At 68.3% G+C, this 23,371-nt stretch carries 22 protein-coding genes and 1 riboswitch; of the genes, 15 read left to right on the top strand and 7 right to left on the bottom strand.

The features are described 5' to 3' along the window. Window positions 1-40 precede the first annotated feature (40 nt). Entirely contained in the window at window positions 41-2,836 is a 2,796-nt protein-coding gene (locus BLV31_RS14735) for an aconitate hydratase (RefSeq protein ID WP_064060316.1), read from the bottom strand. A gap of 341 nt (window positions 2,837-3,177) precedes the next feature. On the opposite strand from BLV31_RS14735, the gene BLV31_RS14730 reads away from it, so the two are divergent. From BLV31_RS14730 to BLV31_RS14695, 8 genes are all read left to right on the top strand, one after another. Beyond that, on the top strand, window positions 3,178-3,726 hold the full coding sequence (locus BLV31_RS14730) for an Rv1476 family membrane protein (RefSeq protein WP_024100824.1): 549 nt from the start codon (window positions 3,178-3,180) through the stop codon (window positions 3,724-3,726). Window positions 3,727-4,090: 364 nt separating this feature from the next. Then, window positions 4,091-5,950, top strand: coding sequence for an NlpC/P60 family protein (locus BLV31_RS14725; protein ID WP_081263367.1), 1,860 nt, complete (start codon window positions 4,091-4,093; stop codon window positions 5,948-5,950). Between the two features lie 171 nt (window positions 5,951-6,121). Then, window positions 6,122-7,402: an AAA family ATPase gene (locus BLV31_RS14720; protein WP_033096632.1), complete on the top strand. Its 1,281-nt coding sequence runs from the start codon at window positions 6,122-6,124 to the stop codon at window positions 7,400-7,402. Then, entirely contained in the window at window positions 7,399-8,358 is a 960-nt protein-coding gene (locus tag BLV31_RS14715; protein ID WP_064060317.1) for a DUF58 domain-containing protein, read from the top strand. Before BLV31_RS14720 ends, BLV31_RS14715 begins: the two co-directional genes overlap by 4 nt. Continuing rightward, window positions 8,355-9,335 carry a VWA domain-containing protein gene (locus tag BLV31_RS14710; protein ID WP_064060318.1) on the top strand — a complete coding sequence of 327 codons (981 nt, stop codon included), beginning with the start codon at window positions 8,355-8,357 and terminating at the stop codon, window positions 9,333-9,335. The genes BLV31_RS14715 and BLV31_RS14710 overlap by 4 nt, the downstream gene beginning before the upstream one ends. A 65-nt stretch (window positions 9,336-9,400) precedes the next feature. Continuing rightward, a complete protein-coding gene (gene fabG1, locus BLV31_RS14705) occupies window positions 9,401-10,150 on the top strand; it encodes a 3-oxoacyl-ACP reductase FabG1 (RefSeq protein ID WP_024100828.1) in 750 nt (249 codons plus the stop codon). 46 nt (window positions 10,151-10,196) lie between these two features. Beyond that, a complete protein-coding gene (inhA, locus tag BLV31_RS14700) occupies window positions 10,197-11,003 on the top strand; it encodes an NADH-dependent enoyl-ACP reductase InhA (protein ID WP_006551519.1) in 807 nt (268 codons plus the stop codon). Between the two features lie 22 nt (window positions 11,004-11,025). Continuing rightward, window positions 11,026-12,102, top strand: coding sequence for a ferrochelatase (locus BLV31_RS14695; RefSeq protein WP_064060319.1), 1,077 nt, complete (start codon window positions 11,026-11,028; stop codon window positions 12,100-12,102). A gap of 13 nt (window positions 12,103-12,115) precedes the next feature. Here the strand turns inward: BLV31_RS14695 and BLV31_RS14690 are convergent, their stop codons facing one another. Then, window positions 12,116-12,796 carry a winged helix-turn-helix transcriptional regulator gene (locus BLV31_RS14690; protein WP_064060344.1) on the bottom strand — a complete coding sequence of 227 codons (681 nt, stop codon included), beginning with the start codon at window positions 12,794-12,796 and terminating at the stop codon, window positions 12,116-12,118. A gap of 169 nt (window positions 12,797-12,965) precedes the next feature. On the opposite strand from BLV31_RS14690, the gene BLV31_RS14685 reads away from it, so the two are divergent. After that, entirely contained in the window at window positions 12,966-13,796 is an 831-nt protein-coding gene (locus BLV31_RS14685) for a class I SAM-dependent methyltransferase (protein WP_019289307.1), read from the top strand. Window positions 13,797-13,831: 35 nt separating this feature from the next. On the opposite strand, the gene BLV31_RS14680 is transcribed toward BLV31_RS14685, so the two are convergent. Then, a complete protein-coding gene (locus BLV31_RS14680) occupies window positions 13,832-14,641 on the bottom strand; it encodes an Rv1486c family protein (RefSeq protein ID WP_033096634.1) in 810 nt (269 codons plus the stop codon). Window positions 14,642-14,723: 82 nt separating this feature from the next. Here BLV31_RS14680 and BLV31_RS14675 point away from each other — a divergent pair, with 82 nt between their 5' ends. The 4 genes from BLV31_RS14675 (at window position 14,724) to BLV31_RS14660 (ending at window position 17,873) form a co-directional block, all read left to right on the top strand. Beyond that, window positions 14,724-15,557 carry a DUF3097 domain-containing protein gene (locus BLV31_RS14675; RefSeq protein WP_064060320.1) on the top strand — a complete coding sequence of 278 codons (834 nt, stop codon included), beginning with the start codon at window positions 14,724-14,726 and terminating at the stop codon, window positions 15,555-15,557. 23 nt (window positions 15,558-15,580) lie between these two features. After that, entirely contained in the window at window positions 15,581-15,964 is a 384-nt protein-coding gene (locus tag BLV31_RS25455) for an MDR/zinc-dependent alcohol dehydrogenase-like family protein (RefSeq protein WP_248846182.1), read from the top strand. A gap of 224 nt (window positions 15,965-16,188) precedes the next feature. After that, window positions 16,189-16,629: an NfeD family protein gene (locus tag BLV31_RS14665; protein ID WP_033096636.1), complete on the top strand. Its 441-nt coding sequence runs from the start codon at window positions 16,189-16,191 to the stop codon at window positions 16,627-16,629. A 2-nt stretch (window positions 16,630-16,631) separates the two neighbouring features. Then, window positions 16,632-17,873 carry an SPFH domain-containing protein gene (locus tag BLV31_RS14660; RefSeq protein WP_006551527.1) on the top strand — a complete coding sequence of 414 codons (1,242 nt, stop codon included), beginning with the start codon at window positions 16,632-16,634 and terminating at the stop codon, window positions 17,871-17,873. 79 nt (window positions 17,874-17,952) lie between these two features. Here the strand turns inward: BLV31_RS14660 and BLV31_RS14655 are convergent, their stop codons facing one another. Next, window positions 17,953-18,960, bottom strand: coding sequence for a DMT family transporter (locus BLV31_RS14655; RefSeq protein WP_064060322.1), 1,008 nt, complete (start codon window positions 18,958-18,960; stop codon window positions 17,953-17,955). Window positions 18,961-19,102: 142 nt separating this feature from the next. After that, a riboswitch (glycine riboswitch) is annotated at window positions 19,103-19,193 on the bottom strand. Between the two features lie 132 nt (window positions 19,194-19,325). Between BLV31_RS14655 and BLV31_RS14650 the strand changes: the two genes are divergently transcribed. Then, complete coding sequence (locus BLV31_RS14650; protein ID WP_174556286.1) at window positions 19,326-20,651, top strand: DUF2254 domain-containing protein; 1,326 nt, start codon at window positions 19,326-19,328, stop codon at window positions 20,649-20,651. 77 nt (window positions 20,652-20,728) lie between these two features. Beyond that, window positions 20,729-20,938: a hypervirulence associated TUDOR domain-containing protein gene (locus tag BLV31_RS14645; protein WP_006551530.1), complete on the top strand. Its 210-nt coding sequence runs from the start codon at window positions 20,729-20,731 to the stop codon at window positions 20,936-20,938. A 17-nt stretch (window positions 20,939-20,955) separates the two neighbouring features. On the opposite strand, the gene BLV31_RS14640 is transcribed toward BLV31_RS14645, so the two are convergent. The 3 genes from BLV31_RS14640 to BLV31_RS14630 all read right to left on the bottom strand — a co-directional run bounded on the left by BLV31_RS14640 (window position 20,956) and on the right by BLV31_RS14630 (window position 22,835). Further along, on the bottom strand, window positions 20,956-21,471 hold the full coding sequence (locus BLV31_RS14640) for a hypothetical protein (RefSeq protein WP_064060323.1): 516 nt from the start codon (window positions 21,469-21,471) through the stop codon (window positions 20,956-20,958). Next, the gene (locus BLV31_RS14635) at window positions 21,468-22,049 is read right to left on the bottom strand and encodes a SatD family protein (RefSeq protein WP_064060324.1); all 582 of its coding nucleotides are present in this window, start codon (window positions 22,047-22,049) and stop codon (window positions 21,468-21,470) included. The genes BLV31_RS14640 and BLV31_RS14635 overlap by 4 nt, the downstream gene beginning before the upstream one ends. A gap of 81 nt (window positions 22,050-22,130) precedes the next feature. Further along, complete coding sequence (locus BLV31_RS14630; protein WP_006551533.1) at window positions 22,131-22,835, bottom strand: DUF6875 domain-containing protein; 705 nt, start codon at window positions 22,833-22,835, stop codon at window positions 22,131-22,133. Window positions 22,836-23,371: the final 536 nt, after the last annotated feature.

Genomic DNA, 23,371 nt, shown 5'->3' with positions numbered 1-23,371 from the left:
CTTCACACAGATGTGACCGATCGGGTCACGAGCACTGCTCTCAGCCGCGGATCATGTTCCGCAGCACGTACTGCAGGATGCCGCCGTTGCGGTAGTAGTCCGCCTCACCGGGAGTGTCGATGCGGACGACAGCGTCGAAGGTGACCTTCTCGCCGTTGTCCTTGGTCGCCGTGACCTTGACGGTCTTCGGCGTGACGCCCTCGTTGAGCTTCTCGATGCCCTCTATGTCGAAGACCTCGGTGCCGGTCAGGCCCAGTGACGCGGCCGACTCGCCCGCCGGGAACTGCAGCGGGATGACGCCCATGCCGATGAGGTTCGAGCGGTGGATGCGCTCGAAGGACTCGGTGATGACGGCCTTGACGCCGAGCAGGCGGGTGCCCTTGGCGGCCCAGTCACGCGAGGAGCCGGAACCGTACTCCTTGCCACCGAGGACGACCAGCGGGATGCCGGCCTTCTGGTAGTTCTGCGAGGCGTCGTAGATGAACGCCTGCGGAGCACCGTCCTGGGTGAAGTCGCGGGTGTAACCACCGGAAACACCGTCGAGCAGCTGGTTCTGCAGACGGATGTTCGCGAAGGTGCCGCGGACCATGACCTCGTGGTTGCCACGACGCGAGCCGAGCGAGTTGTAGTCCTTGCGCTCGACACCGTGGGCGTCGAGGTACTGCGCGGCCGGGGTACCCGGCTTGATCGGACCGGCCGGGCTGATGTGGTCGGTGGTGACCGAGTCGCCGAGCAGCGCGAGGACGCGAGCGCCCTTGATGTCGCTGACCGCGTCCGGCTCCATCGTCATGCCCTCGAAGTACGGGGCCTTGCGGACGTACGTCGAATCCTCGTCCCATGCGAAGGTGTCGCCCTCGGGGGTCTCGAGGTTCTGCCAGCGCTCGTCGCCCTTGAAGACGTCGGCGTAGGACTTGCGGAACATGTCCTGGTTGATCGCCGACTTGATGGTGTCGTCGATCTCCTGGGCGGAAGGCCAGATGTCCTTCAGGAAGACGTCGTTGCCGTCCTTGTCCTTGCCCAGCGCGTCGGTCTCGAAGTCGAAGTCCATCGTGCCCGCGAGTGCGTACGCGATGACCAGCGGCGGCGAGGCCAGGTAGTTCATCTTCACGTCGGGGGAGATACGACCCTCGAAGTTGCGGTTGCCGGAGAGCACCGCGGTGACCGAGAGGTCGTTGTCGTTGACGGCCTTCGAGATCTCCTCGGGCAGCGGGCCGGTGTTACCGATGCACGTGGTGCAACCGAAGCCACCGAGGTAGAAGCCGAGCTTCTCGAGGTACGGCCACAGGCCGGCCTTCTCGTAGTAGTCGTTGACGACCTGCGAACCCGGAGCCATGTTGGTCTTGACCCACGGCTTGGAGGCCAGACCCTTCTCGACCGCGTTGCGGGCGAGCAGCGCGGCGCCGAGCATGACCGACGGGTTGGAGGTGTTGGTGCAGGAGGTGATACCTGCGACCACCACGGCACCGTGGTCGAGGACGAACTCGCCGCGCTCCTCGGAAACGACCTTGACCCGCTTGGAGGGGCGGCCGGAAGTATCGCCGTGGGGAACGAGCGGAGCGTCGCCGTTCGCGGTGGGCTTGATCGGGTCGGACGCAGGGAAGGTGTCGTCGAGCGCGTCGTCGAGCTTGGAGTGCGGGGTCGCCTCGTGCCCTTCCACGTAGTTGTGGATGTCGCGGCGGAAGGCTGCCTTCGACTCCGACAGCAGGATGCGGTCCTGCGGGCGCTTCGGGCCGGCGATCGACGGGACGACCGTCGACAGGTCCAGCTCCAGGTACTCGGAGAACTCGGGCTCGCGGCTCGGATCGTGCCACAGGCCCTGCTCCTTGGCGTACGCCTCGACGAGAGCGAGCTGCTCGTCGCTGCGGCCGGTCAGGCGCAGGTAGTTGATGGTCTCGCCGTCGATCGGGAAGATCGCTGCGGTCGAACCGAACTCGGGGCTCATGTTGCCGAGGGTCGCGCGGTTGGCGAGGGGGACCTCGGCCACGCCGGCGCCGTAGAACTCGACGAACTTGCCGACGACGCCGTGCTTGCGCAGCATGTCGGTGACGGTGAGCACGACGTCGGTCGCGGTCACGCCGGGCTGGATCTCACCGGTGAGCTTGAAGCCGACCACGCGCGGGATGAGCATGGAGACCGGCTGGCCGAGCATCGCGGCCTCGGCCTCGATGCCGCCGACGCCCCAGCCGAGCACGCCGAGGCCGTTGACCATCGTCGTGTGCGAGTCGGTGCCGACGCAGGTGTCGGGGTAGGCCTGCCCGTTGCGGACCATGACGGTCGGGGCGAGGTACTCGATGTTGACCTGGTGGACGATGCCCATGCCCGGGGGGACGACGCGGAAGTCGTCGAAGGCGCCCTGGCCCCAGCGCAGGAACTGGTAGCGCTCGCCGTTGCGCTCGTACTCGAGGTCGACGTTGCGCTCGAGGGCGTCGGCGCGACCGAAGTAGTCGAGGATCACCGAGTGGTCGATGACCATGTCGGCGGGGGAGAGGGGGTTGACCTTGTTCGGGTCGCCGCCCAGGGTGGTCACGGCCTCACGCATGGTGGCGAGGTCGACGACACAGGGGACGCCCGTGAAGTCCTGCATGATCACGCGTGCGGGCGTGAACTGGATCTCGATGCTCGGGTCGGCGGAGGGATCCCAGTTGGCGATGGCCCGGATGTGATCGGCCGTGATGTTGGCACCGTCCTCGGTGCGCAGCAGGTTCTCGGCCAGGACCTTCAAAGAGTAAGGAAGTTTCTCGGTGCCGGGGACGGCCGACAGGCGGAAGATCTCGTAGGAGTTGTCTCCGACCTGCAGCGAACCCTTGGCGCCGAACGAATCACTACTGGTGCTCACGTCAGCTCCACTCGTCGTTTCGGCTGGCCGCCGACGGGGCTGTGTCGACGGCTGAAGCGAGGCACACGACGTCCGCCCGCGGCCCGTGGCCCGGATGCAGTAGTCGTGGCGTCTCGCCCTCGATTCTAACAGTACGCTTGTCCTGTATTGAACCGAAGTCGGGTCCGTCGTGTCGACGAAGCGTCCCGCCGGCATCGGTCCTGCTCGCGACGAGTGCTTCGAGCCGCCGTCGCGCGATCGCGTAATGTTCTCCCTTGCCCACGGGTGTGGCTCTTCGTGTCGTCTCCGCACGGCCGGATCGCCGTATCGCCCGGCTTCTGCCCCAGCACCACCGGAGAGAGATGTCTGCGCCACTGCTTCGTATACCGGGCCCTGCGCTCACGGATCTTCCCGCCGGGGTCTCGGTCGAAAAAGTGCTCGCCGATCTCGCCGACGACCAGGTGGCGGCGCCCTCGCAGTACGTCGACGACCTCGTCGCCGAGGTGCAGCGCGCGCAGGAGAACGGGATCGACCTCAGCGTGGTCGTGCTCGACCGGGACCCCCGTATGGATTCGCAGCTGCGCGACCTCGCGACGGAGGTCGGCGCCGAGGACGGCGGAACGGTGCTGGTCCTCAGTCCGGGATGGGTCGGGACATTCAGCGAGGATCTCGACCGCGTCACTCTCGAGGCCGCCCAGGATCGCACCTACACCGGCGATCCGGTGGTCTCCACACGCAACTTCGTCGACTCGGTGCTCGAGCCGTCACCGCCCTGGACGCTGATGACGCTGCTGATCGTCGCAGTGGTCGCCCTTGCGGCCGGCGCGACCTGGCTCGCCAAACGCCGCCGCGCGGACGGTGACGCGACCGTTGCCGGAGGTAACGGATCGTCATCGGCCAAGGACGTCTGAGGTCTCTTTCCGTCACCGCGGAGATCGTCTCCGGGTTGTCCTCGCCCCGACCGTGACGGAATCCGGCAGGGAAGATCGTTCGGTGTCCTCACGGTGTTCCTCGGTGTCCGCACCGTGTTCTTTCGGAGTTCTTCCGGCCGATCTTCCTGACTGTCATGCGACATACCCCTGAGGTGTCGTACGGTTTTCATGACGCTCTTGGGGAAGGTGTGTCACAACCCGGCTCGTGGGGACGCTGTCCGCAGCCGGTGTACGACTGCAGCGTGTGAGCCGTGGGGCACCCACGGCGAGCGGATGCTGCGTGCCTTCCTCGGGTCGTCCGGCCGGAAGTCTCGGCCACCAGGTGCGACCGAGGGAGATGCAAGTGAGACGGTTCGGTATCCACGGAGGGATTCCGCGACGGTCGGGGCCGGACGGCACCGCCACGACGCTCACTGCAGGCCGTCGACCCGACGGTCCGACGCCCGGTCGCACCCCGCGGACGCGCACCGGCACGCTCCTCGCCGGTTTGGGGTTGGTCACAGCCGTGCTCCTTACCGTGACCACGACGGCGTCCGCCGCACCGCCCCCGCCGCCGAACCCTTCGGACGCCGAGATCGACCGCGCTGGTGCGGCCGTCGCGGCCAACATCGACCGGGTGGGGCAGCTGATCGTCCGGATCGCCGGCGCGGATCAGCAGCTCGCCGAGCTCGACGCGCACGTCGCCATCCGCCGCGAGGACGTCAACCGCGCCCTCGTCGATCTCCAGAGCGCGCGCGACGCAGCGGATCTCGCCGAACGGGTGGTCGTGGATTCCCGCCGCGCACTCGACGACGCCGCCGACCGGATCTTCGCTGCCCAGAAGAACTTCGACGCGTTCGTCCGCGACAGCTACACCCGTGGCGCCAACTCGGTCTCCCTCGCGGCCTTCCTCGACGTCGACGGTCCCGACGATCTGCTCGACCGCGCCCAGGTCATGCGGTTGCTATCCGCCGGGCGCGCCGCGGTGCTCGATGCGCTCCAGCGCGCCCGGGCCCAGGAGGCCAACTCCCACTCGCGGGCACGCGCGGCCAAGCTCGAGGCCGACGCGGCGGCGGAAGCCGCCGAGCAGCGCAGGGCCGAGGCCGAGGCCGCGATTGCCGTCGCGCGAGCGGAACTCGGTCGGCAGGCCGCGGAGAAGTCGCGCATCGAGCAGGAACGTGCGAACGCGCAGAGCGAACTCGACCGGGCCCGCGTGAACGTTGCGGGCCTGGAAGGGCAACGCGCGCAGTACCAGGACTGGGACCGTCGCCGCGCAGCCGAGGAAGCAGCTGCCGCGGCGGCCGCCGAGGAGGCACGGGTCGCGGCAGCCGCGGCAGCCGAGCGTGTCGCCGCCGACGCCGCAGCCCGGGAACGTGCGGCGGAACTCGCCAACGGCCGTCGCCCCCACACGCTGATCGAGGAGTCTCCGTCGACCGGCGAGAGCGACGTCGCCTCACCGGGTGAGGTCACCACCGAATCCGGAGCGCCGGAGGGCAGTGACACCGATACGAGTGGCACCGATACGAGTGGCACCGACACGGCTGCACCGGACTACACCGACGACGCCACGGTCCCAGACGGTACCGACGGTGGATCCGTCCCGGATGGCACCGACAGCGGCACGATCCCCGACGAGGACGAAGACGAGGACAGCGGCGACGACGGTGGGATCGACTGGGAGAACCCGGATCCGGGCGACCCCGTCGTGGAGACCCCCGGATCGGGGACCGGGGGATCGGGTTCCCGCCCCTCCACACCGAATTCGACGCCCGGGACCCCGTCGCGTCCGTCCGTCACCGGTCCCGCTGCGGTGGAGATCGTCATCGACCGTGCGATGTCCCAGATCGGCGTCCCGTACGCGTGGGGTGGTGGCAACGAGAACGGCCCGACCCGCGGTATCCGCGACGGCGGCGTCGCCGATGTCCACGGCGACTACGCCAAGGTCGGCTTCGACTGCTCCGGACTGATGATCTACGCGTTCGCGGGCATCGGCATCTCGCTCCCGCACTACACCGGCTACCAGTACACGGCCGGTACCCAGGTTCCGTCGTCGCAGATGAGACGGGGCGACATGATTTTCTACGGGCCCAACGCCAGCCAGCACGTCGCGCTGTATCTCGGCGACGGGCAGATGCTCGAGGCGCCGCAGTCGGGATCGTTCGTGAAGATCTCGCCGGTACGCTGGGGCGGCATGACACCGTACGTGGTGCGCATGGTGTCGTGAGGGCGAGGTTTGCCGCGGCCCTCGTACCACCGAGGGCGGGTGCCATCCGGTCGTTTCCGGGTGCCGTCTCCCGGTCGGTGCAGGGGCGACGACACACCGAGCCGGCACCTGCAATAGTGGTGCAGCAGGTGTTTCCAGCGGAGCGACGTAGGCGAAAGCGGTGGATTGTTGGTGACCTCACGCGAGGGTGGGACGTCCGGTTCGGCGACGCCGGGCGACCAGGGCGGTAACGACGGACGCAAGAACAACCAGGCTGCGGCGGGTGCCGCGCCGGCGCCGAAGGCGGCCGGTGCGAACGGTCCGGCTCCGCAGGTGTCCGGCGCGAACATGCGGAAACCCGGCGACGCTCCTGCGAAGGCGTACGACCCCGCCGACGACGTCCGTCTCCTCGAACGGGCCATCTACGAGGTCAAGCGCGTGATCGTCGGCCAGGACCTGCTGGTCGAGCGGATGCTGGTCGGTGTGCTCGCGCGCGGGCACGTGCTGCTCGAAGGCGTTCCCGGTGTCGCGAAGACGCTGGCCGTCGAAACCTTCGCGAAGGTCGTCGGTGGGTCGTTCTCCCGCGTGCAGTTCACTCCCGACCTCGTGCCGACGGACCTCGTCGGTACCCGCATCTACCGGCAGGGACGCGAGGAGTTCGACACAGAACTCGGACCGGTCGTTGCGAACTTCGTGCTCGCCGACGAGATCAACCGCGCCCCGGCGAAGGTGCAGTCGGCGCTGCTCGAGGTGATGGCCGAACGCCACGTCACGATCGGTGGCAAGACCTTCCCGATGCCCGAGCCGTTCCTCGTGATGGCGACGCAGAACCCTATCGAGAACGAGGGCGTTTATCCGCTGCCGGAAGCGCAGCGCGACCGTTTCCTGTTCAAGGTCCTCGTCGACTATCCGTCGGTGGAGGAGGAACGCGAGATCGTCTACCGGATGGGTGTCGCCGCTCCCGAGCCGAAGCAGGTGCTCGACAACGAGCAGCTCCTGCGCCTGCAGAAGATCGCCGGCCGTGTGTTCGTGCACCACGCGCTCGTCGACTACGTGGTGAGGGTCATCTTCGCGACGCGTCGGCCCGCCGAGCTCGGCCTGCACGACGTGCAGGGCTGGATCGCCTACGGCGCCTCGCCCCGCGCGACGCTCGGCATCATCTCCTCGGCGCGTGCCCTGGCGCTCGTGCGCGGTCGCGACTACGTGGTGCCGCAGGACATCGTCGACGTCATCCCCGATGTGCTCCGCCACCGCCTGGTGCTGTCCTACGACGCGCTCGCGGACGACGTCTCCCCGGACCAGATCATCACCCGAATCCTGCAGACCGTGGGTCTTCCGCAGGTCGCGCCCCAGGCGAACGCACCCGTGCCGACCGCGACCCCCGGCCCGGCGCCTGCCGATCCGCGGGCCGCTGCCGGTCAGCAGGCGCCCATCGGTGCACCTGATCCGCAGGGAGGTGCGGGCGCGCGGTGAGCACACGTCCTCACGACGGGTCGCCACCGCGGTTCCGGACCGGTGAATTGCGCGATCCCGCGCTCACCGCCGCGCTCCGCACCCTCGCGCTCACCGTGCGGCGCCGTCTCGACGGCGTCCTGCACGGCGACCATCTCGGTCTGATCCCGGGCCCCGGTTCCGAGCCGGGGGACGCCCGCGAGTACCAGCCGGGTGACGACGTGCGGCAGATGGACTGGTCGGTCACCGCGCGCACGACGCACCCGCACGTGCGGCAGACCGTCGCCGACCGGGAACTCGAGACGTGGCTCGCGGTCGACCTCTCGGCCAGCCTGGACTTCGGTACCGGCATGTGTGAGAAGCGCGACCTGGCGATCGCAGCGGTGGCCGCGCTCGCGCATCTGACCACCGGCAGCGGGAATCGGATCGGCGCGGTGATCTCCACCGGCAACGAGACGGCCCGCGTCCCCGCGCGTGGTGGGCGGCTGCACGCCCAATCGTTGTTGCGTACCGTCGCGACAACCCCGCACGCACCCGACGGGACCCGCGGTGATCTCCAGGGGCTCGTCGAGTCGCTGCGACGTCCCCAGCGCCGCCGCGGTCTGGCGGTCGTGGTGAGCGATTTCCTCGGCCCTCTCGACTGGGAGCGTTCCCTGCGGGCACTGTCCGGCCGGCACGAACTGCTCGCTGTCGAGATCGTCGATCGCCGCGACCTCGAACTGCCCGATCTGGGCGACGTGGTGCTGCACGACCCGGAAACGGGCCGCACCCGTGAATTCACGACTACTCCCGAACTGCGGGCCGACTATGCGCAGGCCGCCGTCGAGCATCGCGCGGCCGTGCACCAGGCGCTGCGTAGTTCAGGTGCACCGGTGCTGACGTTGCGCACCGACCGCGACTGGATCGGCGATGTCGTCCGATTCGTCGCGGCCCGGCGGCACAGCTTCGGCGCACCCGCACGGCAGGGGGGACGATGAGCCTGTCCGGTTTCACTTCACCGTGGTGGCTGCTGCTGTTGTTCGTCGTCGCCGCCCTCGGCGGCGCATACGTGCTGGTCCAGCGCCGGCGCCAGACGAACACGCTGCGCTTCACCAATCTCGAGCTGCTCGAGAAGGTCGCGCCCGCCCGCCCGGGACGCGCTCGGCACATTCCCGTCGCACTGTTGCTCGTCGGGCTCGTCTTCCTCACCGTGGCGCTCGCCGGCCCGACCGCCGAACAGCGGGTGCCGCGCAACCGGGCCACGGTCGTGCTTGTCATCGACGTGTCGTTGTCGATGGAGGCCACGGACGTCGCGCCCACACGACTCGCCGCCGCACAGGAGGCGGCCAAGCAGTTCGCCGACGACCTGACGCCCGGCATCAACCTCGGTCTCGTCGCGTTCTCGGGTACCGCCTCGGTCCTGGTCTCGCCGACCACCAACCGGGAGGCGAGCAAGTCCGCGATCGACAACCTGCAGCTCAGCGAGCGCACTGCGACCGGCGAGGCGATCTTCACAGCGATGCAGTCGATCGACACGCTCGCCGCCGTGCTCGGCGGTAGCGACCAGGCGCCGCCCGCGCGGATCGTGCTGCTGTCCGACGGCAAACAGACCGTCCCCGAGAGTCCCGACGATCCCCGCGGGGGCTTCACCGCGGCGCGGCAGGCGGCGGAGAAGGGAATCCCGGTCTCGACCATCTCGTTCGGCACCCAGACGGGCACCGTCACCATCGAGGATGATCGGATCCCCGTGCCCGTCGACGATCCGTCGCTCAAGGAGATCGCGAATCTCTCGGGCGGGAGCTTCTTCACGGCGGCAAGCCTCGAAGAACTCGAGGACGCCTACAACACGCTCGAGGAGCAGATCGGCTTCGAGACGACCCGCGGCGACGCCAGCCGTCCGTGGCTCATGCTCGGAGCGTTCTCGGTGATCGCGGGGCTCGGCGCGGCGATGGTGTTGCGCCAGCGGTTGCCCTGATCCACCTTGTGCACGCTCACGGAGCGTTTTCCGTCCCGGCCAGGCCACCAGATAGGTTGGAATGCATGACTGACGCAGATAGTGCCGCAGCGTCCACGCGCGCGGGTGCCACCCCCCGATCCGTCCTCGTCACCGGTGGAAACCGCGGGATCGGCCTCGCCGTCGCCCGTCGCCTGCAGGCGGACGGCCACAGGGTCGCCGTGACCCACCGCGGTTCGGGCGCGCCCGACGACCTGTTCGGTGTGCGGTGCGACGTCACCGACGCCGACTCGGTCGACGCCGCGTTCAAGGAGGTCGAGGAGCATCAGGGTCCCGTCGAGGTGCTCGTCGCGAATGCGGGCATCACCGACGACACCCTGCTGATGCGCATGACCGAGGACCAGTTCAGCTCGGTGATCGACGCGAACCTCACCGGCGCCTTCCGGTGCGCCAAGCGCGCCAACCGTGCGATGCTCCGTGCCCGTTGGGGCCGCATGATCTTCCTCGGCTCCGTGGTCGGCCTCGCCGGTCAGGCCGGTCAGATCAACTACGCGTCCTCGAAGGCCGGTGTCATCGGGCTCGCCCGTTCGGTCACCCGCGAACTCGGTTCGCGATCGATCACGGCCAACGTCGTCGCTCCCGGTTTCATCGAGACCGACATGACTGCGGATCTGTCAGACGACCTGCGCGACACGGCGAAGAAGTTCATCCCGCTGCAGCGACTCGGCAAGCCCGAGGACGTCGCAGCCGTCGTCAGCTTCCTGGCCTCCGACGACTCCGCCTACGTCTCCGGCGCCGTGATCCCGGTCGACGGCGGCATGGGCATGGGCCACTGACGGTCACGCGACCACATCCGAATCTCACTGGAGGACCGACACACTCATGGGCGGACTGCTCGAGGGCAAGACCATTCTCGTCACCGGCATCATCACCGATGCCTCGATCGCCTTTCACACCGCGAAGGCCGCGCAGGAACAGGGCGCGAAGGTGATCATCACCGGCTTCGAGCGACTCCGGTTGATCGACCGGATCGCGCAGCGTCTCCCGCAGCCGGTGCCGCCGGCGATCTGCCTCGACGTGCAGAACCAGGAGGATCTCGACGGTCTCGCCGACAAGATCCGCGAACTCGCACCGGAGGGGATCGACGGTGTCGTCCACTCCATCGGTTTCGCACCCCGGTCCTGCCTGGGCAGCCCGTTCCTCGACGCGCCCTGGACGGACGTCGCGGTGGCGCTCGAGGTGTCGGCCTACTCCTACGGCGCGCTCGCCAAGGCCGTCCTACCCGTCATGAACGAGGGCGGTTCGATCGTCGGAATGGACTTCGACCCGTCCCGGGCCGTGCCGTTCTACAACTGGATGGGTGTCTCCAAGGCGACGCTCGAGTCGGTGAACCGCTACGTGGCCAAGGAAGTCGGCCCGCGCGGTATCCGTTCGAACCTCGTCGCCGCCGGCCCGATCAAGACGCTCGCGGCCAAGGCCATCGCGGGCGACGCGACCGGCCCGGGCGCGGAGATGAACCGTCTGAACGAGGGTTGGTCGGCGGCGTCCCCGATCGGCTGGGACGTCGACGATCCGACGCCCGTGGCGAAGACCGTGTGTGCGGTGCTGTCCGACTGGCTACCCGGGACAACGGGATCCATCGTCTACGTCGACGGTGGTTTCCACTCCCAGGTCGGCTTCGGCAGCTGACCGTACGACGGAAGGCACTCCCATGACGAACACCCCCGGGGCGTACGACGCGCTGATGCTGCTGTCGTTCGGCGGACCGGAAGGACCCGACGACGTGCGACCGTTCCTCGAGAACGTCACCCGCGGACGAGGGATCCCGCCGGAACGACTCGACGAGGTCGCGCAGCACTATCTGCACTTCGGGGGTGTCTCGCCGATCAACGCCTTGAACCGGGCGATCATCGACGCCGTCCGCGCCGAGTTCGACGTGCACGGTATCGATCTGCCGATCTATTTCGGCAACCGCAACTGGCATCCCATGGTCGAGGACACCGTCGCGCGGATGCGCGACGAAGGGATCCGTAACGCCCTGGTGTTCGCGACCTCCGCCTGGGGCGGCTACTCGGGTTGCCGGCAGTACCACGAGGACATCGCGCGGGCGCGGGACGCCGTCGAGGACGCCCCGCAGCTGACGAAGCTGCGGCACTTCTACGACCACCCGCTGTTCCTCGATGCCGTCACCGACGCCGTGCGCGCGGCCCGCGTCGAACTCGCCGACGACGTGCGCGATTCCGCGCGCGTGGTGTTCACCGCGCACTCCGTTCCGACCTCCTTCGACGCGACCGGTGGTCCGCCGGAGGAGGGCGGCCGTCTCTACAGCCGGCAGGTCGCCGAAGCGGCGCGGTTGGTGGCCGAGGCGCTCGGCGAGGGCGACTACGACCTGGTGTGGCAGTCGCGGTCCGGTCCGCCGCAGGTGCCGTGGCTCGAACCCGACATCGTCGGCCACATCGATGCGCTGCACGAACGGGGAGTCCGAGCCGTCGTGGTCGTGCCGGTCGGGTTCGTCTCCGATCATCTCGAGGTCGTGTGGGATCTCGATACCGAGGCTCGCGATCGGGCCGCTGAGCTGGGCATGGGCTTCTCTCGTGCGGCGACGGCCGGAACCGACCCGCGCTTCGCGCAACTCGTCCGCGAGCTCGTCGAGGAACAGCGGGAGGGGGTCACCGCCCGTCGCTGCGGCACCGAACCGCTGCTCGGGTCCGCGTGCAACGGGAGCCTGTGCGCCGTCGGGTGCTGTGAGCCGCCGAAACGCCCGTCCCGGCCCGCCGCGAACGGATAGATGCCTCCGAGCCTCACCGGGCGGAGTGCCCGGCCGGTGAGGCCAGAGGGGAGTCGAACCAGCGGGGCAGCGACCGGCGCAGGGCGCTCGGACCGTCGACGAATACGGCACCCGAGCGCAACGCGTCCGGCCAGGTCGCTTCGCCACGCCAGATCTCGGTCAGCTCCCGCAGTCCCGTCGTCACCCGGATCGAGACCTCGAATCCCGGGTCCTCGTCGCACACGTCGACGTCGTGCGGCGTGATGACCATCCACCACCGGCGCGACGCGTGAGTGACCGTCGGGAAGACGAACTCCACGACCACCCGGGATTCCGGCAGGGCCGCATGGTCGACGTGCCGGTGCATGTCCCACATCAGCAGTCGCGGATCGAGGTCGACCTCGCCGAGTTTCCCGGTCCACCGCGTGCCCCACGCACCGAGTGCGTCGACGACGGTCTCGAGATCGCGTCCCGCCGGGGTGAGCACGTATCGGACGTCGTTTCCGTCCTCGAGGCGCTGCACGATGCCCGCCGCTGTGAGCTGGTGCATCCGCTTCGACAACAGCGTCGGCGACATGCGGGGCAGGCCGCGTCGGAGGTCGTTGAACCGTTCGCTGCCGAGCACGAGTTCGCGCACCACGAGCAGCGTCCACCTCTCGTCGAACAACTCCATCGCCTTGGCGACGGGACAGAACTGGTGGTAGGGCGGGCCCATGATCGGATCGTAGGCCGGTCGGACCGCCGCGACCAGCACGGATGAGCGGCGGTGCAGTACAGATTGTGTACTGGAGGACACCGCGTCCGCGTTCCTACAGTCGATTTGTGACCCGGGCCGCTTCCGAGACGGTGCCGAAGCCGGGTCCCTCGACAGGAGGAATCCTCTGATGACCGACATCTCCACGACACACGACGCCGATCTCGCCCTGAAGGCCAAGCACCGGGCGATGTGGGCACTCGGCAACTATCCAGCGGTGGCGACCGAGGTCATCGCCGAACTCGGCCCCGCTCTCGTGGCCGCGACCGGAATCGGTCCGGGCGACCGTGTCCTGGACATCGCCGCCGGATCGGGCAATGCGTCGATCCCCGCCGCCCTCACCGGTGCGACGGTGCTCGCGACCGACCTGACCCCGGAACTGTTCGAAGTCGGCCGCCGTGACGCCGAAGCGGCAGGTGCGACGCTCGACTGGCAGGAAGCCGATGCCGAAGCGCTCCCGTTCGACGATGCGAGCTTCGATGCCGTGATCTCTTGCGTGGGAGTGATGTTCGCGCCCCACCACCGGGCCGCGGCCGACGAACTGCTCCGGGTGACCCGCCCGGGCGGACGTATCGGGCTACTGAGCTGGACCCCCACCGGCTTCATCGGGCAGATGTTCGCGACGATGAAACCGTATGCGCCACCGCCCCCGCCGGGTGCACAGCCGCCGCCGCTGTGGGGCGACGAGGTGCACGTGCGCGAGCTGATCGGCGACCGTGTCACCGACCTGCAGGCACGCACCGAGAACCTGCGCGTCGAACGCTTCGCGACCGGGGAGGACTTCCGCGAGTTCTTCAAGTCCGCCTACGGCCCCACCATCGCGGTGTACCGCAACATCGCGGACGACCACGATCGGGTCGCGGCTCTCGATCTCGACCTGCTCGAACTCGCCCAACGTCACGATCTCGGTGGGGGAGCGATGAATTGGGAGTACCTGTTGGTCACCGCGCAACGGAGTTGACGCGCACTGGAGTCGACGCGCACTGTCGGCCGCGGTCAGTGATGGTGCTCGGCCCGCAGAGCCGCCGCGACCGCACCGGTGCGGGCCTCGCGGACCGCGGCCCACAGCGGCTGCAGCGCGCCCTCGCGGCCGGTGGCGGCGGACACCGAACCGGCCCGCAGACCTCCTCCGCGACCGGCCACGGTGAGGATCGCCGCGACCTGGTCTGCGGTGTCGAGGACGCGCACGGCACGTGCGGGCAGTGACGGGGGATAGCGGTGCCGCGCGAGTTCGGCGACCTTCTCGGCGATCTCCGTCCGCGGATCGGTGCGGCGCCCGTCGGTGCCCACCGTCGGGATTCCGCTCAACGCGGAGGCGGCATCACGAACCGCCTCGCGGATCGCGAACTCGGCCGCACCGAGACCACCGTCGACCGCGATCTCGGGTACCGCCGGCAGCGTGAAGACGTTCCACCGTAGGACGTCCGGACCCTCGATCACGGGTACCAGACCCAGCCCCGGGGTTCCGGGCGCTCCCACGACGACGCCTTCACCGGCAGCCAGCGCCGCGGAGGCGAACGCCGTACCGGCAGGCAACGCGCGGACGTCGCCCGGGGCGGGAAGGACGAGATGCAGACCGGCGCCGGCGGCGGAATCGACGCGGCGGATCAGGGTGAGCAGCAGGGCGGCACCGTCGGCGACACCCTTGTCGGGCAGATCCGCCGCGGAGGCCGTCGCCGCATCGTGGGCACCCACGAGATGCATCGGCGCCCACTCGTGCAGCGCATCGATCACATCGTCGGGGGAGGCGTGACCGGACAGCCACGACCCCGCCCACACGGTCAGCGTCAGGCTCGGAGAACTCACCCCGAAAGCATACGGCGACCGCGCACGGCGGTCCGGCGTGGCAGCGCGAGCGGTCCCGCGCAATGTCCTAGGGTGGACTGGCGTGAGCCCACGCGATATCTACGGCGGCGACATCTACGCCGGTCACGCCCGCACCAAGAAGAAGGCCGTTCCCGAACTCGCAGCGGAGCGCGGCGTCGTCGTCGAGGACGCCGCATCCGGCTGGTGCGGCGCGATCGTGGGAATCGAGAAGACCCACGACGGCGACTTCGTGCGGCTCGAGGACGCGCAGGGACGCACCCGTCTGTTCGCGATGCGCCCCGCGGCCTTCCTGGTCGACGGAGCACCCGTCACCCTCGTCAAACCGAAGATCCGTCCCGCCTCCGCACCGACGAGATCCGCCTCGGGATCCACCCGGGTGGAGGGTTTGCGCGCACGCGTGGCGCGGGGAAGCCGGATCTGGGTGGAGGGCGTGCACGACGCCGCCCTCGTCGAACGGGTATGGGGGCACGACCTGCGGGTCGAAGGCGTGGTCGTCGAACAACTCGAGGGCCTCGACAATCTCGGCGCCAGGCTGGCCGAGTTCGAACCCGGCCCGGGCCGGCGCGTCGGTGTGCTCGCCGACCACCTCGTCACCGGGTCCAAGGAGGAGCGTCTCACCGCGAATCTCGGTCCGCACGTGATGGTCACCGGCCATCCCTACATCGACGTATGGCAGGCCGTGAAACCGAAGGCCGTGGGCATCGACACCTGGCCCTCCATTCCGCGCGGACAGGACTGGAAGACCGGCGTCTGCCGTGAACTCGGCTGGGGCACGCCGCAGGACGGCTGGCGGCGCGTCTACAACGCCGTGAACTCCTTCCGCGATCTCGAATCGCACCTCATCGGCGCCGTGGAGCGCCTCGTCGACTTCGTCACCGAACCCGACGAGGGCTGACCGAGCGCAACCATGACGGTGGGGTGGGTGCCCTGGAGCGACAGCGCCCGGAACAGGAACATCGGCCGGATGCGGCGGTCTGCCGGCGACCGGACGAAGGTGCGGTCGGCGAAGGGTACATCGTCCTCGATGTTTGCGCGAACGCGCTGTGCGGGAGTGACTTCCATTGCCGGACTCCTCGGGTGCGAAGCCTGGGGAACGGATGCGGACATCAGCTGTCGGTGGAGGGGGAGGGCGGCTTCGTTGTCGACGAATCGTCGTGCGACCGGGTGGTAACGAACGGTGCGGACCGCTTCGACGATCCATTCGACGGCGCGCTCGTACGGGTCCTCGATGTCGTCGATGGCCGCGTGGAACCGCGTGACGAGCTGATCGAGCTCCCACGAGGAGTGAACGCGCGGGGGTGATGCCGGTAGTTCGGGGACGGTATCACCGATTTCACAACGGCAAAAGGATGTGTTTCGGTTGCCTCCACTTATGAAGCCGGGGTGACATTCCGGTCAGGACGGAAAGCCGAAGAATATAGAATTACCGACCTGAGATCTTCCCTGCGGAAAGCAGCCTCGAGGACGAGGGGCCAAGACCGCTTCCTCCACCAGGGCATCTGCCAGGATGTCCGATTTGTGGTTCGATGGTGATCGTGGCCGCATTGATTTGGTTGATCGCCGGAGTGGCGTTGGCGGCCGGCGAAGCGCTCACGGGCGATTTCGCGCTGCTGATGCTCGGCGGTGCAGCGCTCGTCACCGGCGGTGTCTCCGCGGTGACCGATCTGCCCGTCTGGATCGACGCGGTGATTTTCGCCGTGACCTCGCTGGTTCTGCTGCTCGGTGTCCGGCCGATGCTGAGGCGCCGGTACTCCCAGCCGCCCGCTCTGCCCACCGGGATCGACGCTCTCCCGGGCAAGCACGCGTTGGTCCTCGAGCAGGTGGGGGAGCATTCCGGGCGCGTGAAGATCGACGGTGAGGTGTGGACCGCCAGGCCGCTGGACGCCACCGAGGTGTACGGGCCGGGAACGACAGTGACAGTGATGCAGATAGACGGCGCGACTGCCGTCGTGTGGAGGGGTGTCTGAGGATGGAAGCTCTGATCGTGCTCGCCGTAGTGGTGGCACTGGTCGTGGTGGTCGTGGCCAAATCGGTATCGCTGGTACCGCAAGCGGAGGCCGCGGTCATCGAACGTCTCGGCCGGTACTACCGGACGGCGTCGGGTCAGCTCACCTTCCTGGTGCCCTTCGTCGACCGTATCCGCGCGAAGGTCGATCTACGCGAACGTGTCGTCTCGTTCCCGCCGCAGCCGGTCATCACCCAGGACAACCTGACGCTGAGCATCGACACGGTCGTGTACTTCCAGGTGACGAACCCGCAGGCGGCGGTCTACGAGATCAGCAACTACATCGCCGCGGTCGAGCAGCTCACCGTCACCACGCTCCGCAACGTCGTCGGCGGAATGACCCTCGAGGAGACGCTCACCTCCCGCGACTCCATCAACGGTCAGCTCCGCGGTGTGCTCGACGAAGCGACCGGCCGATGGGGCCTGCGTGTCGCCCGGGTCGAACTCAAGAGCATCGATCCGCCGCCGTCGATCCAGGAATCGATGGAGAAGCAGATGAAGGCCGACCGCGAGAAGCGCGCGATGATCCTCACGGCCGAGGGTCACCGTGAATCCGCGATCAAGACCGCCGAGGGCGACAAGCAGTCGCGCATCCTCTCCGCCGAGGGTGCGAAGCAGGCCGCGATCCTCGAAGCCGAGGCCGACCGGCAGTCGCGGATCCTGCGCGCGCAGGGTGATCGCGCGGCGCGCTACCTCGAGGCCCAGGGCGAGGCGAAGTCCATCGAGAAGGTCTTCGCCGCGATCAAGGCCGGCAAGCCCACTCCGGAGCTGCTCGCCTACCAGTACCTGCAGACCCTGCCGCAGATGGCCCAGGGCGATGCGAACAAGATGTGGGTGGTGCCGAGCGACTTCGGCAAGGCGCTCGAAGGATTCGCGCGGACGCTCGGCGCGCCCGGCGAGGACGGCGTCTTCCGCTTCGAGCCGAGTCCTGTCGACGAGGAACTGCAACGGCCCGAGGACGACAGTGCCGAGGTCGAGGACTGGTTCGCGACCAAGCGCGATCCCGAGGTGGCCCAGGCCGTCGCCGAAGCCGAGGCGGTCGCGCGCAAGCCGGTCGACCCCGCAGTTCGGACGGGTCTCGCCACGGAGGGGACGCAGAGGGGTGCCGGTGAAGTACAGTCGGCGTTGCCCGCAACGCCGCCGGCGCAGCGCTGGATGACGAACGACGCATCCGAGCAGCCGGCCGAGCCGCCGCAACAGCAGTAACGGAAACCGATCACGAGTGGGAGGGCGCGCCGACCGGCGCGCCCTCCCACTCGTCATCGGCGGCCGAGCATCGGCAGTGTCATCGGCGGCCGAGCATCGGCAGTGCCATCGCCACCACGATGAGACCGGCGCCCGCGGCGGCGAGCGCGGTCACGGACTCTCCGAAGGCGACCATGCCGATCATCAGCGCGACCACGACTTCGAGGTAGGACAGGCCGGACAGTTCCGCGGCGCGGAGGTGCTTGCCTGCGACGACGAGCAGCCCCAGCGCGAACAGACCACAGACGACGAAGAACCCACCGGCCCACAACCAGTGCGTCGCGGTCATCCCCGACATGTCGGGTCGGGTCACCGCGACCATCCCACCTGCCGCGACGGCGCCGAAGACGAAGTTCCACAGGGACCGGACGTCGGACGGCATGTCGGTGCGATAGCGGTAGCACAGCAGGGCCCCGCCGTAGAAGACTCCCGAGGCAGCGCCCAGCACGGTACCCAGCGTCTCGTGCTCGCCCCCGGACGATTCACCGCCCACCAGGCCGGCGGCGAGCAACATGCCGGCGAACGCCGTGCCGATCGACAGGGCGTCGAGGCGACCGACCCTCTCCTTCAGGAACACCCGGGCGAGGGCCGTCGCGACGACGGGGCCGAGGTAATGGAGAACCACGGCACGGGACAGGTCGGTCAACACCGTGGCGGACAGATAGGTCGCGAGGGACAGTCCGAGGAGCACACCGCCACCGACGACCGACCAGGACAGGCGGGTCCGGCGCAACTGTCCGAGGCGGCGGGACAGCGCGATCAGGACGAGCATGCCGATCGCTCCGACCGCCATCCGCCCGAGCGTGAGTGCTTCACCGAGCACCGCGCCTTCGGGAGTGGCCTTGCGGCCGAACAATCCTGCGGCGCCCATCGCGGTCGCGGACAGCACGATCGCGGCGATCCCGAGTCGCCGGTTCGTACGCGGCGGCGACTTCGGGGCGGGGGAGGGAGGGAGAACAGGGCCACGCGACTCGGTCGGTGCAACTTCGGGGCGCTGCTCGAGCAGCGCATGATCGGCGCGCAGGGGCGCGCCCAGGGAAACGGTCACACGTCTACCTCGGGTCCAGGGTGCACGAAACGAGCACCAGCGGGTGTTGTCGTTCCCCGCTCTGTCATCGGACCTGAGAGCTTTCGCGGACGGAGCCGCTTACACCTTCGGTGAACCCGGAAGAGTTGCTTTCCAGAGGAGCCTCGCCGTGGCGGTCTGGGGGGCCTGAGAGATTCCCGGGGAGGTTGCTCCTTCGGCGCCCGCTGTGTGCGGGACTCTCCCGCCGCGGTTCGGTGGCTGTTCAATTGTCCGTCGAGTATCTCATGGACTTGCCGTAACCGTGCCGTAGGGGACATCCGGTGCGTGTGCCCACAGCTCGCTGCGAGTGCCCGCGGTACGGATTGCGGATGGTTAGCTTGGTCGACATGAGTGCTCTGCCGAGACCGTGGATGCAGTTGCGGATCGCCGCGGGCGTATACCGATTCCGGGAGAGTCTGTTCGCGCTGCCCGCGCTGGTCGTCGTCGCCGGAGCCGTGCTCGCGGAGGTGAGCGGCTACATCGATCGGACCTTCGGCCCCTTCGCGTGGGGCATGAAGATGAACAGCAACGCCGCGATCTGGCTGCTGAGCACCGTGGCGGGTGCCACGATCACCACCGCCGGCGTCGTCTTCTCGTTGACCGTCGTGAGCCTGCAGTTGGCCAGCAGCCAGTTCTCGCCGCGGGTGATGCGGTCCTTCATCCGGGATCGGGCCAGCCAGACGGTGATCGGGGTGCTGGTGGCGACCTTCGTCTACTGCGTGCTGACACTGCGCCACATCGGCGCGGACGACGCCGCACCTGCCCCGACACTGTCGACCACCCTCGCTGTGGTCCTCGCGGTGTCGACCGTGGTGCTCATCATCGCCTATCTCAACCGGCTGGCCCACGGTCTGCAGGTCGGGGAGGTGGTGCGCAGCATCGCCTCGGAGGCCGAGAAGGTCATCTCGAACACGAGCCGGAGTTCGCGCGGCGAGATCCACGTCGACCGGGTGCCGGAGCCGGATTTCACCGAGGGGGCGACGGTGTACGCCCGGCGCGACGGCTGGGTGACCCAGGCGCCGGCCGAGCTCGTTCTCGCCGTGGTACCGCCGGGTTCGGTCGTGCGGATGGAGACGCGTCCCGGCGCGTACATTCACTGCGGGGAACCGCTGCTGCGGATCCATCCGAAGCCGGAACGGGCGGTGGTCCTGCGGCGGCTCGAGGCGGCCGTGGAGATCTCGAATACGCGCACCATGCAACAGGACGTGGACTTCGCGCTGCGGCAACTCGTCGACATCGCGCTGCGCGCACTGAGCCAGGCGATCAACGACCCGACGACCGCCACCGAGGTGGTGCTCCGGCTCGGCAGTCTGCTGCGCACCCTGCTGGTCACCGACAGTCCGGTGCCGGCGATCGGGGGTGCGGACGGCCGGATTCTGCTGCGTCCGTGGATCCTGTCGCCCGACGAGTACATCGAGCACGCCTTCAAACAGATCCGGCAGGCCGGCTCGGCGCAGCTGCACGTGGCCACGGCGCTCGCCCGGGTGCTGCGCATGCTCATCGATCATCTCTCCGAGCAGGGGCGCACCGGGTCGGTGCCGGCCTTGCAGCACCAGTTGCGTCTGCTCGTCGACGCGGTGGTCGCCCGGCCCGAGTTCCGTCCGGAGGACCTCGAACGTTTCCGTGCCGTCGCCGAGGGGTCCGCGGATCCCGCGGAGCATCGGACGGACTGATCGTCCTGGGGTGTAGGACCGATGGGAGACGGTTATCCGACTGCCACAGGAAGCGAGCCGATCGGGAGGACGACGACATGGCGACCCACTTCTCCGTCGGTGACCATGTCCGATGGAACTCCGAAGCCGGATACGTCGAGGGTGTGATCATTGCGAAGCACACGGAGGACGTGGAGTTCAAGGGGCGCACGCGGCGGTGCAGCGAGGACGAGCCGCAGTACGAGATCCGGAGCGACAAGACCGATCACGTCGCGATGCACAAGGGGAGTGCGCTGAAGAAGACCTGACGGTGGAGATCCCGGCGTCAGGTGATCAGCGCCTGCCCGACTCCGCACACCGCGACCGCCCACAGCACCGAGGTGGACGTGCCGATGATGAACTGTTCGGAGGCGTTCGGTTCGCGTAGTTCGGGATAACGGGCGAGACCCTTCACCGCCATGATGACGGCGATCCCTTCAGGCCATCCGGCGAGGATCGAGGCGGTGACCGCTCCGCGTTCGAGCACGCCGATGACGCGTCCGCCGCGGAGCGGGCCCGGGGGAGGGGTGGGCTCGGGACCGGCATCGGGTTGCCGGCGCGCGATCCGGAACGCCACGAGGACCGCGGGTCCGCCCCCGGTGATCGTCGCCGTGGCGGTGAGAATCAGCGTGGCCGCGAGCGCGACTCCCTGAACCGGTGTGGTCGCGGTGGCGGCGAGGGCTGAACCGGCGAGACCCGCAATGCTCAACGAGGCGGCCGGCCACACCGGCATGCTCGGGCGCAGCGCGAGTGCGGGTCCGAGAGCAGCCACGGCCAGGCACACCAGTGAGAGGACGGTCAACGGTCGGCCCTTTCCAGGAGTCGCCGCACGAGTTCGCGTCCGGCCAGTTCGGCCTGCCACCCGGCGGTGGCGAGGCGCTGGGACACCGCTTGTTTGCTGATGCCGAGACGCTCGGCGATCCGCGCCTGCGACAGGCCCTGACGAGCGAGGTCGACCGCCTCGTGCCCCTGGTCTGTGCGGCGCAGGACGACGGTGGCGAGCAGGGTGAGCGCGGCGTCGACGTCGGCGGTGGCCTCGGCGTCGTCGCCTTCGGCCGCGACCTGCCCAGGGGCGTTCTTGGCGCGTTCGACGGCGGTGCGGGCGTGTTCGAAGGCGGGTCCGCGGCCGGCGCGTGTCTGTTCGGGAAGCGGGGTCTCCACCGGGCCGATTCCCACCCCGATACTCCAGCGTTCCCTCCGGAGGAGGTCGAGGACGAGATCGACGACGAGGGCGGGATCGTCCGCGACGGCCTGGACCTCGTCGCCCGCGGTGCGATCGAAGGGCCGTACCAGCGGAACATCCTGCAGTTCGGTGAGGAGGTCCGCCACGCGGTCGATGTCTCGGCGGCTGCTCCGCTGGTCGACCGTCAAGACGAACATGCGTCAAGTGTGAGGGCTTGATTGTCGATAATCAAGACCTGAAGCTTGACGACCGGAATGTGGGACAGGGACGCGTACAGCCTATCGGCCCGGCTCGTTCCCCGTCAGCTCATGATGGGCGGTGATCGCGTCCACCGCATCGCCGTCGTACTTCATCCGTTTCGCGATGGTGAGGCGGAGTGTCGACGGCAGTGCCGGGGCGAACTTCTTGAAGTAGGCGCACAGCCATTCCTGGCGACCAACGAGAAACGGGAAATCGGTCGTCATCATGTGGCGGGCGACCAGCATCGGCAACGGGGCGTCGAGTGGATGGAAGTCGTGATTCCACAGACCCGGCTGGGTGCAGCCCGGGTAGAACTGGCCGAGCATGAAACCGTGTTCGACGAACCGCGACTTGAATTCCGTGTGGACGACGTCGATCACCTCGAAGCCGGTGAGGTCGGGCAGTACGGTCACGAGCGTCTTCAGGCTCCGGTCGCGATCGTCCTCGCGTGAGAGCGTCGTGTACAGGTCGAACTGGTCCTCCACGATCGTGCCGAGTGCCCCGGCGTCGATTCCGGATCCGTGGACGAATGCAGCTCCGAAGAGCTGCTTGCCGATCGACGGGCGAACGAACGGGCACACGGGCCCGCTGCGGCCGAGGTCGGGGTTGGGTTCGGTGAGATACCCGCTCGCCCACCTTCTCAACAGGTGGGCGCTCGCTTCGTCTGCGTACTCGGAGGTTTCACCGAACAGGTCCACCCAGACCGTGCCCGAACGAGGTCCGATTCGTCTCTGGATCGGCATCTGCGCTTCCTCCCTCCAGGGGATGGATGTCGCGTGTTCGTGGGAACTGGGGAGGGTTCCCGGGAAGGATTGCCGGAAGGCTGTTTCGAGCAACAGGCATGAAAGAAGTGGAAATTGTTGCAGTGCAACATAATCGACTGCACCGGTCCGGCCTCGTGCATCGTCCGCTCTCGTGGATTCAGTACTCGTGCGACCGTCGGGCCGGGCGTGAATTCCCCTTCGTCCGGAGTTTACCGAGAGTTTTGCATTCTAAGTTTGTAAAACGAGCATAGCGCGGACGGAAGGTTTCTATCCATCCCATCAAACAAACCTAAGGTTTATGGTGTGAAAATGCCGAATGTCGAGATGTGCGAGCGTCGTCCTCTGCGAGATGTCCTGGTCGCATCTCGATCTCGTTCTACTGCACGGCATTGCAGCAACCCCGTCCCCGTCCTACGCTGACGCATACATTCTCGAAGCGGCGTGCAGACTCGGTCGTTCCCGCTCGCGAGCTGTGCACGATGCTCGAGGGCATCCGGCTCGACGAGGCGCTCCCG

It is taken from the genome of Rhodococcus pyridinivorans (assembly GCF_900105195.1).
Lineage (GTDB): Bacteria > Actinomycetota > Actinomycetes > Mycobacteriales > Mycobacteriaceae > Rhodococcus > Rhodococcus pyridinivorans.
The sequence above is the reverse complement of the archived record's forward strand: the minus strand, read 5'-3'. Positions and strand labels throughout refer to the sequence as shown.

Excerpts from the sequence above, each read along its gene's own strand:
- BLV31_RS14730 (WP_024100824.1), top strand. The coding sequence starts at position 3,178 with ATGTCTGCGCCACTGCTTCGTATACCGGGCCCTGCGCTCACGGATCTT.
- BLV31_RS14710 (WP_064060318.1), top strand. The coding sequence starts at position 8,355 with ATGAGCCTGTCCGGTTTCACTTCACCGTGGTGGCTGCTGCTGTTGTTC.
- fabG1 (WP_024100828.1), top strand. The coding sequence starts at position 9,401 with ATGACTGACGCAGATAGTGCCGCAGCGTCCACGCGCGCGGGTGCCACC.
- inhA (WP_006551519.1), top strand. The coding sequence starts at position 10,197 with ATGGGCGGACTGCTCGAGGGCAAGACCATTCTCGTCACCGGCATCATC.
- BLV31_RS14695 (WP_064060319.1), top strand. The coding sequence starts at position 11,026 with ATGACGAACACCCCCGGGGCGTACGACGCGCTGATGCTGCTGTCGTTC.
- BLV31_RS14690 (WP_064060344.1), bottom strand. The coding sequence starts at position 12,796 with ATGGGCCCGCCCTACCACCAGTTCTGTCCCGTCGCCAAGGCGATGGAG.
- BLV31_RS14685 (WP_019289307.1), top strand. The coding sequence starts at position 12,966 with ATGACCGACATCTCCACGACACACGACGCCGATCTCGCCCTGAAGGCC.
- BLV31_RS14665 (WP_033096636.1), top strand. The coding sequence starts at position 16,189 with ATGGTGATCGTGGCCGCATTGATTTGGTTGATCGCCGGAGTGGCGTTG.
- BLV31_RS14660 (WP_006551527.1), top strand. The coding sequence starts at position 16,632 with ATGGAAGCTCTGATCGTGCTCGCCGTAGTGGTGGCACTGGTCGTGGTG.
- BLV31_RS14650 (WP_174556286.1), top strand. The coding sequence starts at position 19,326 with ATGAGTGCTCTGCCGAGACCGTGGATGCAGTTGCGGATCGCCGCGGGC.
- BLV31_RS14645 (WP_006551530.1), top strand. The coding sequence starts at position 20,729 with ATGGCGACCCACTTCTCCGTCGGTGACCATGTCCGATGGAACTCCGAA.
- BLV31_RS14635 (WP_064060324.1), bottom strand. The coding sequence starts at position 22,049 with ATGTTCGTCTTGACGGTCGACCAGCGGAGCAGCCGCCGAGACATCGAC.
- BLV31_RS14630 (WP_006551533.1), bottom strand. The coding sequence starts at position 22,835 with ATGCCGATCCAGAGACGAATCGGACCTCGTTCGGGCACGGTCTGGGTG.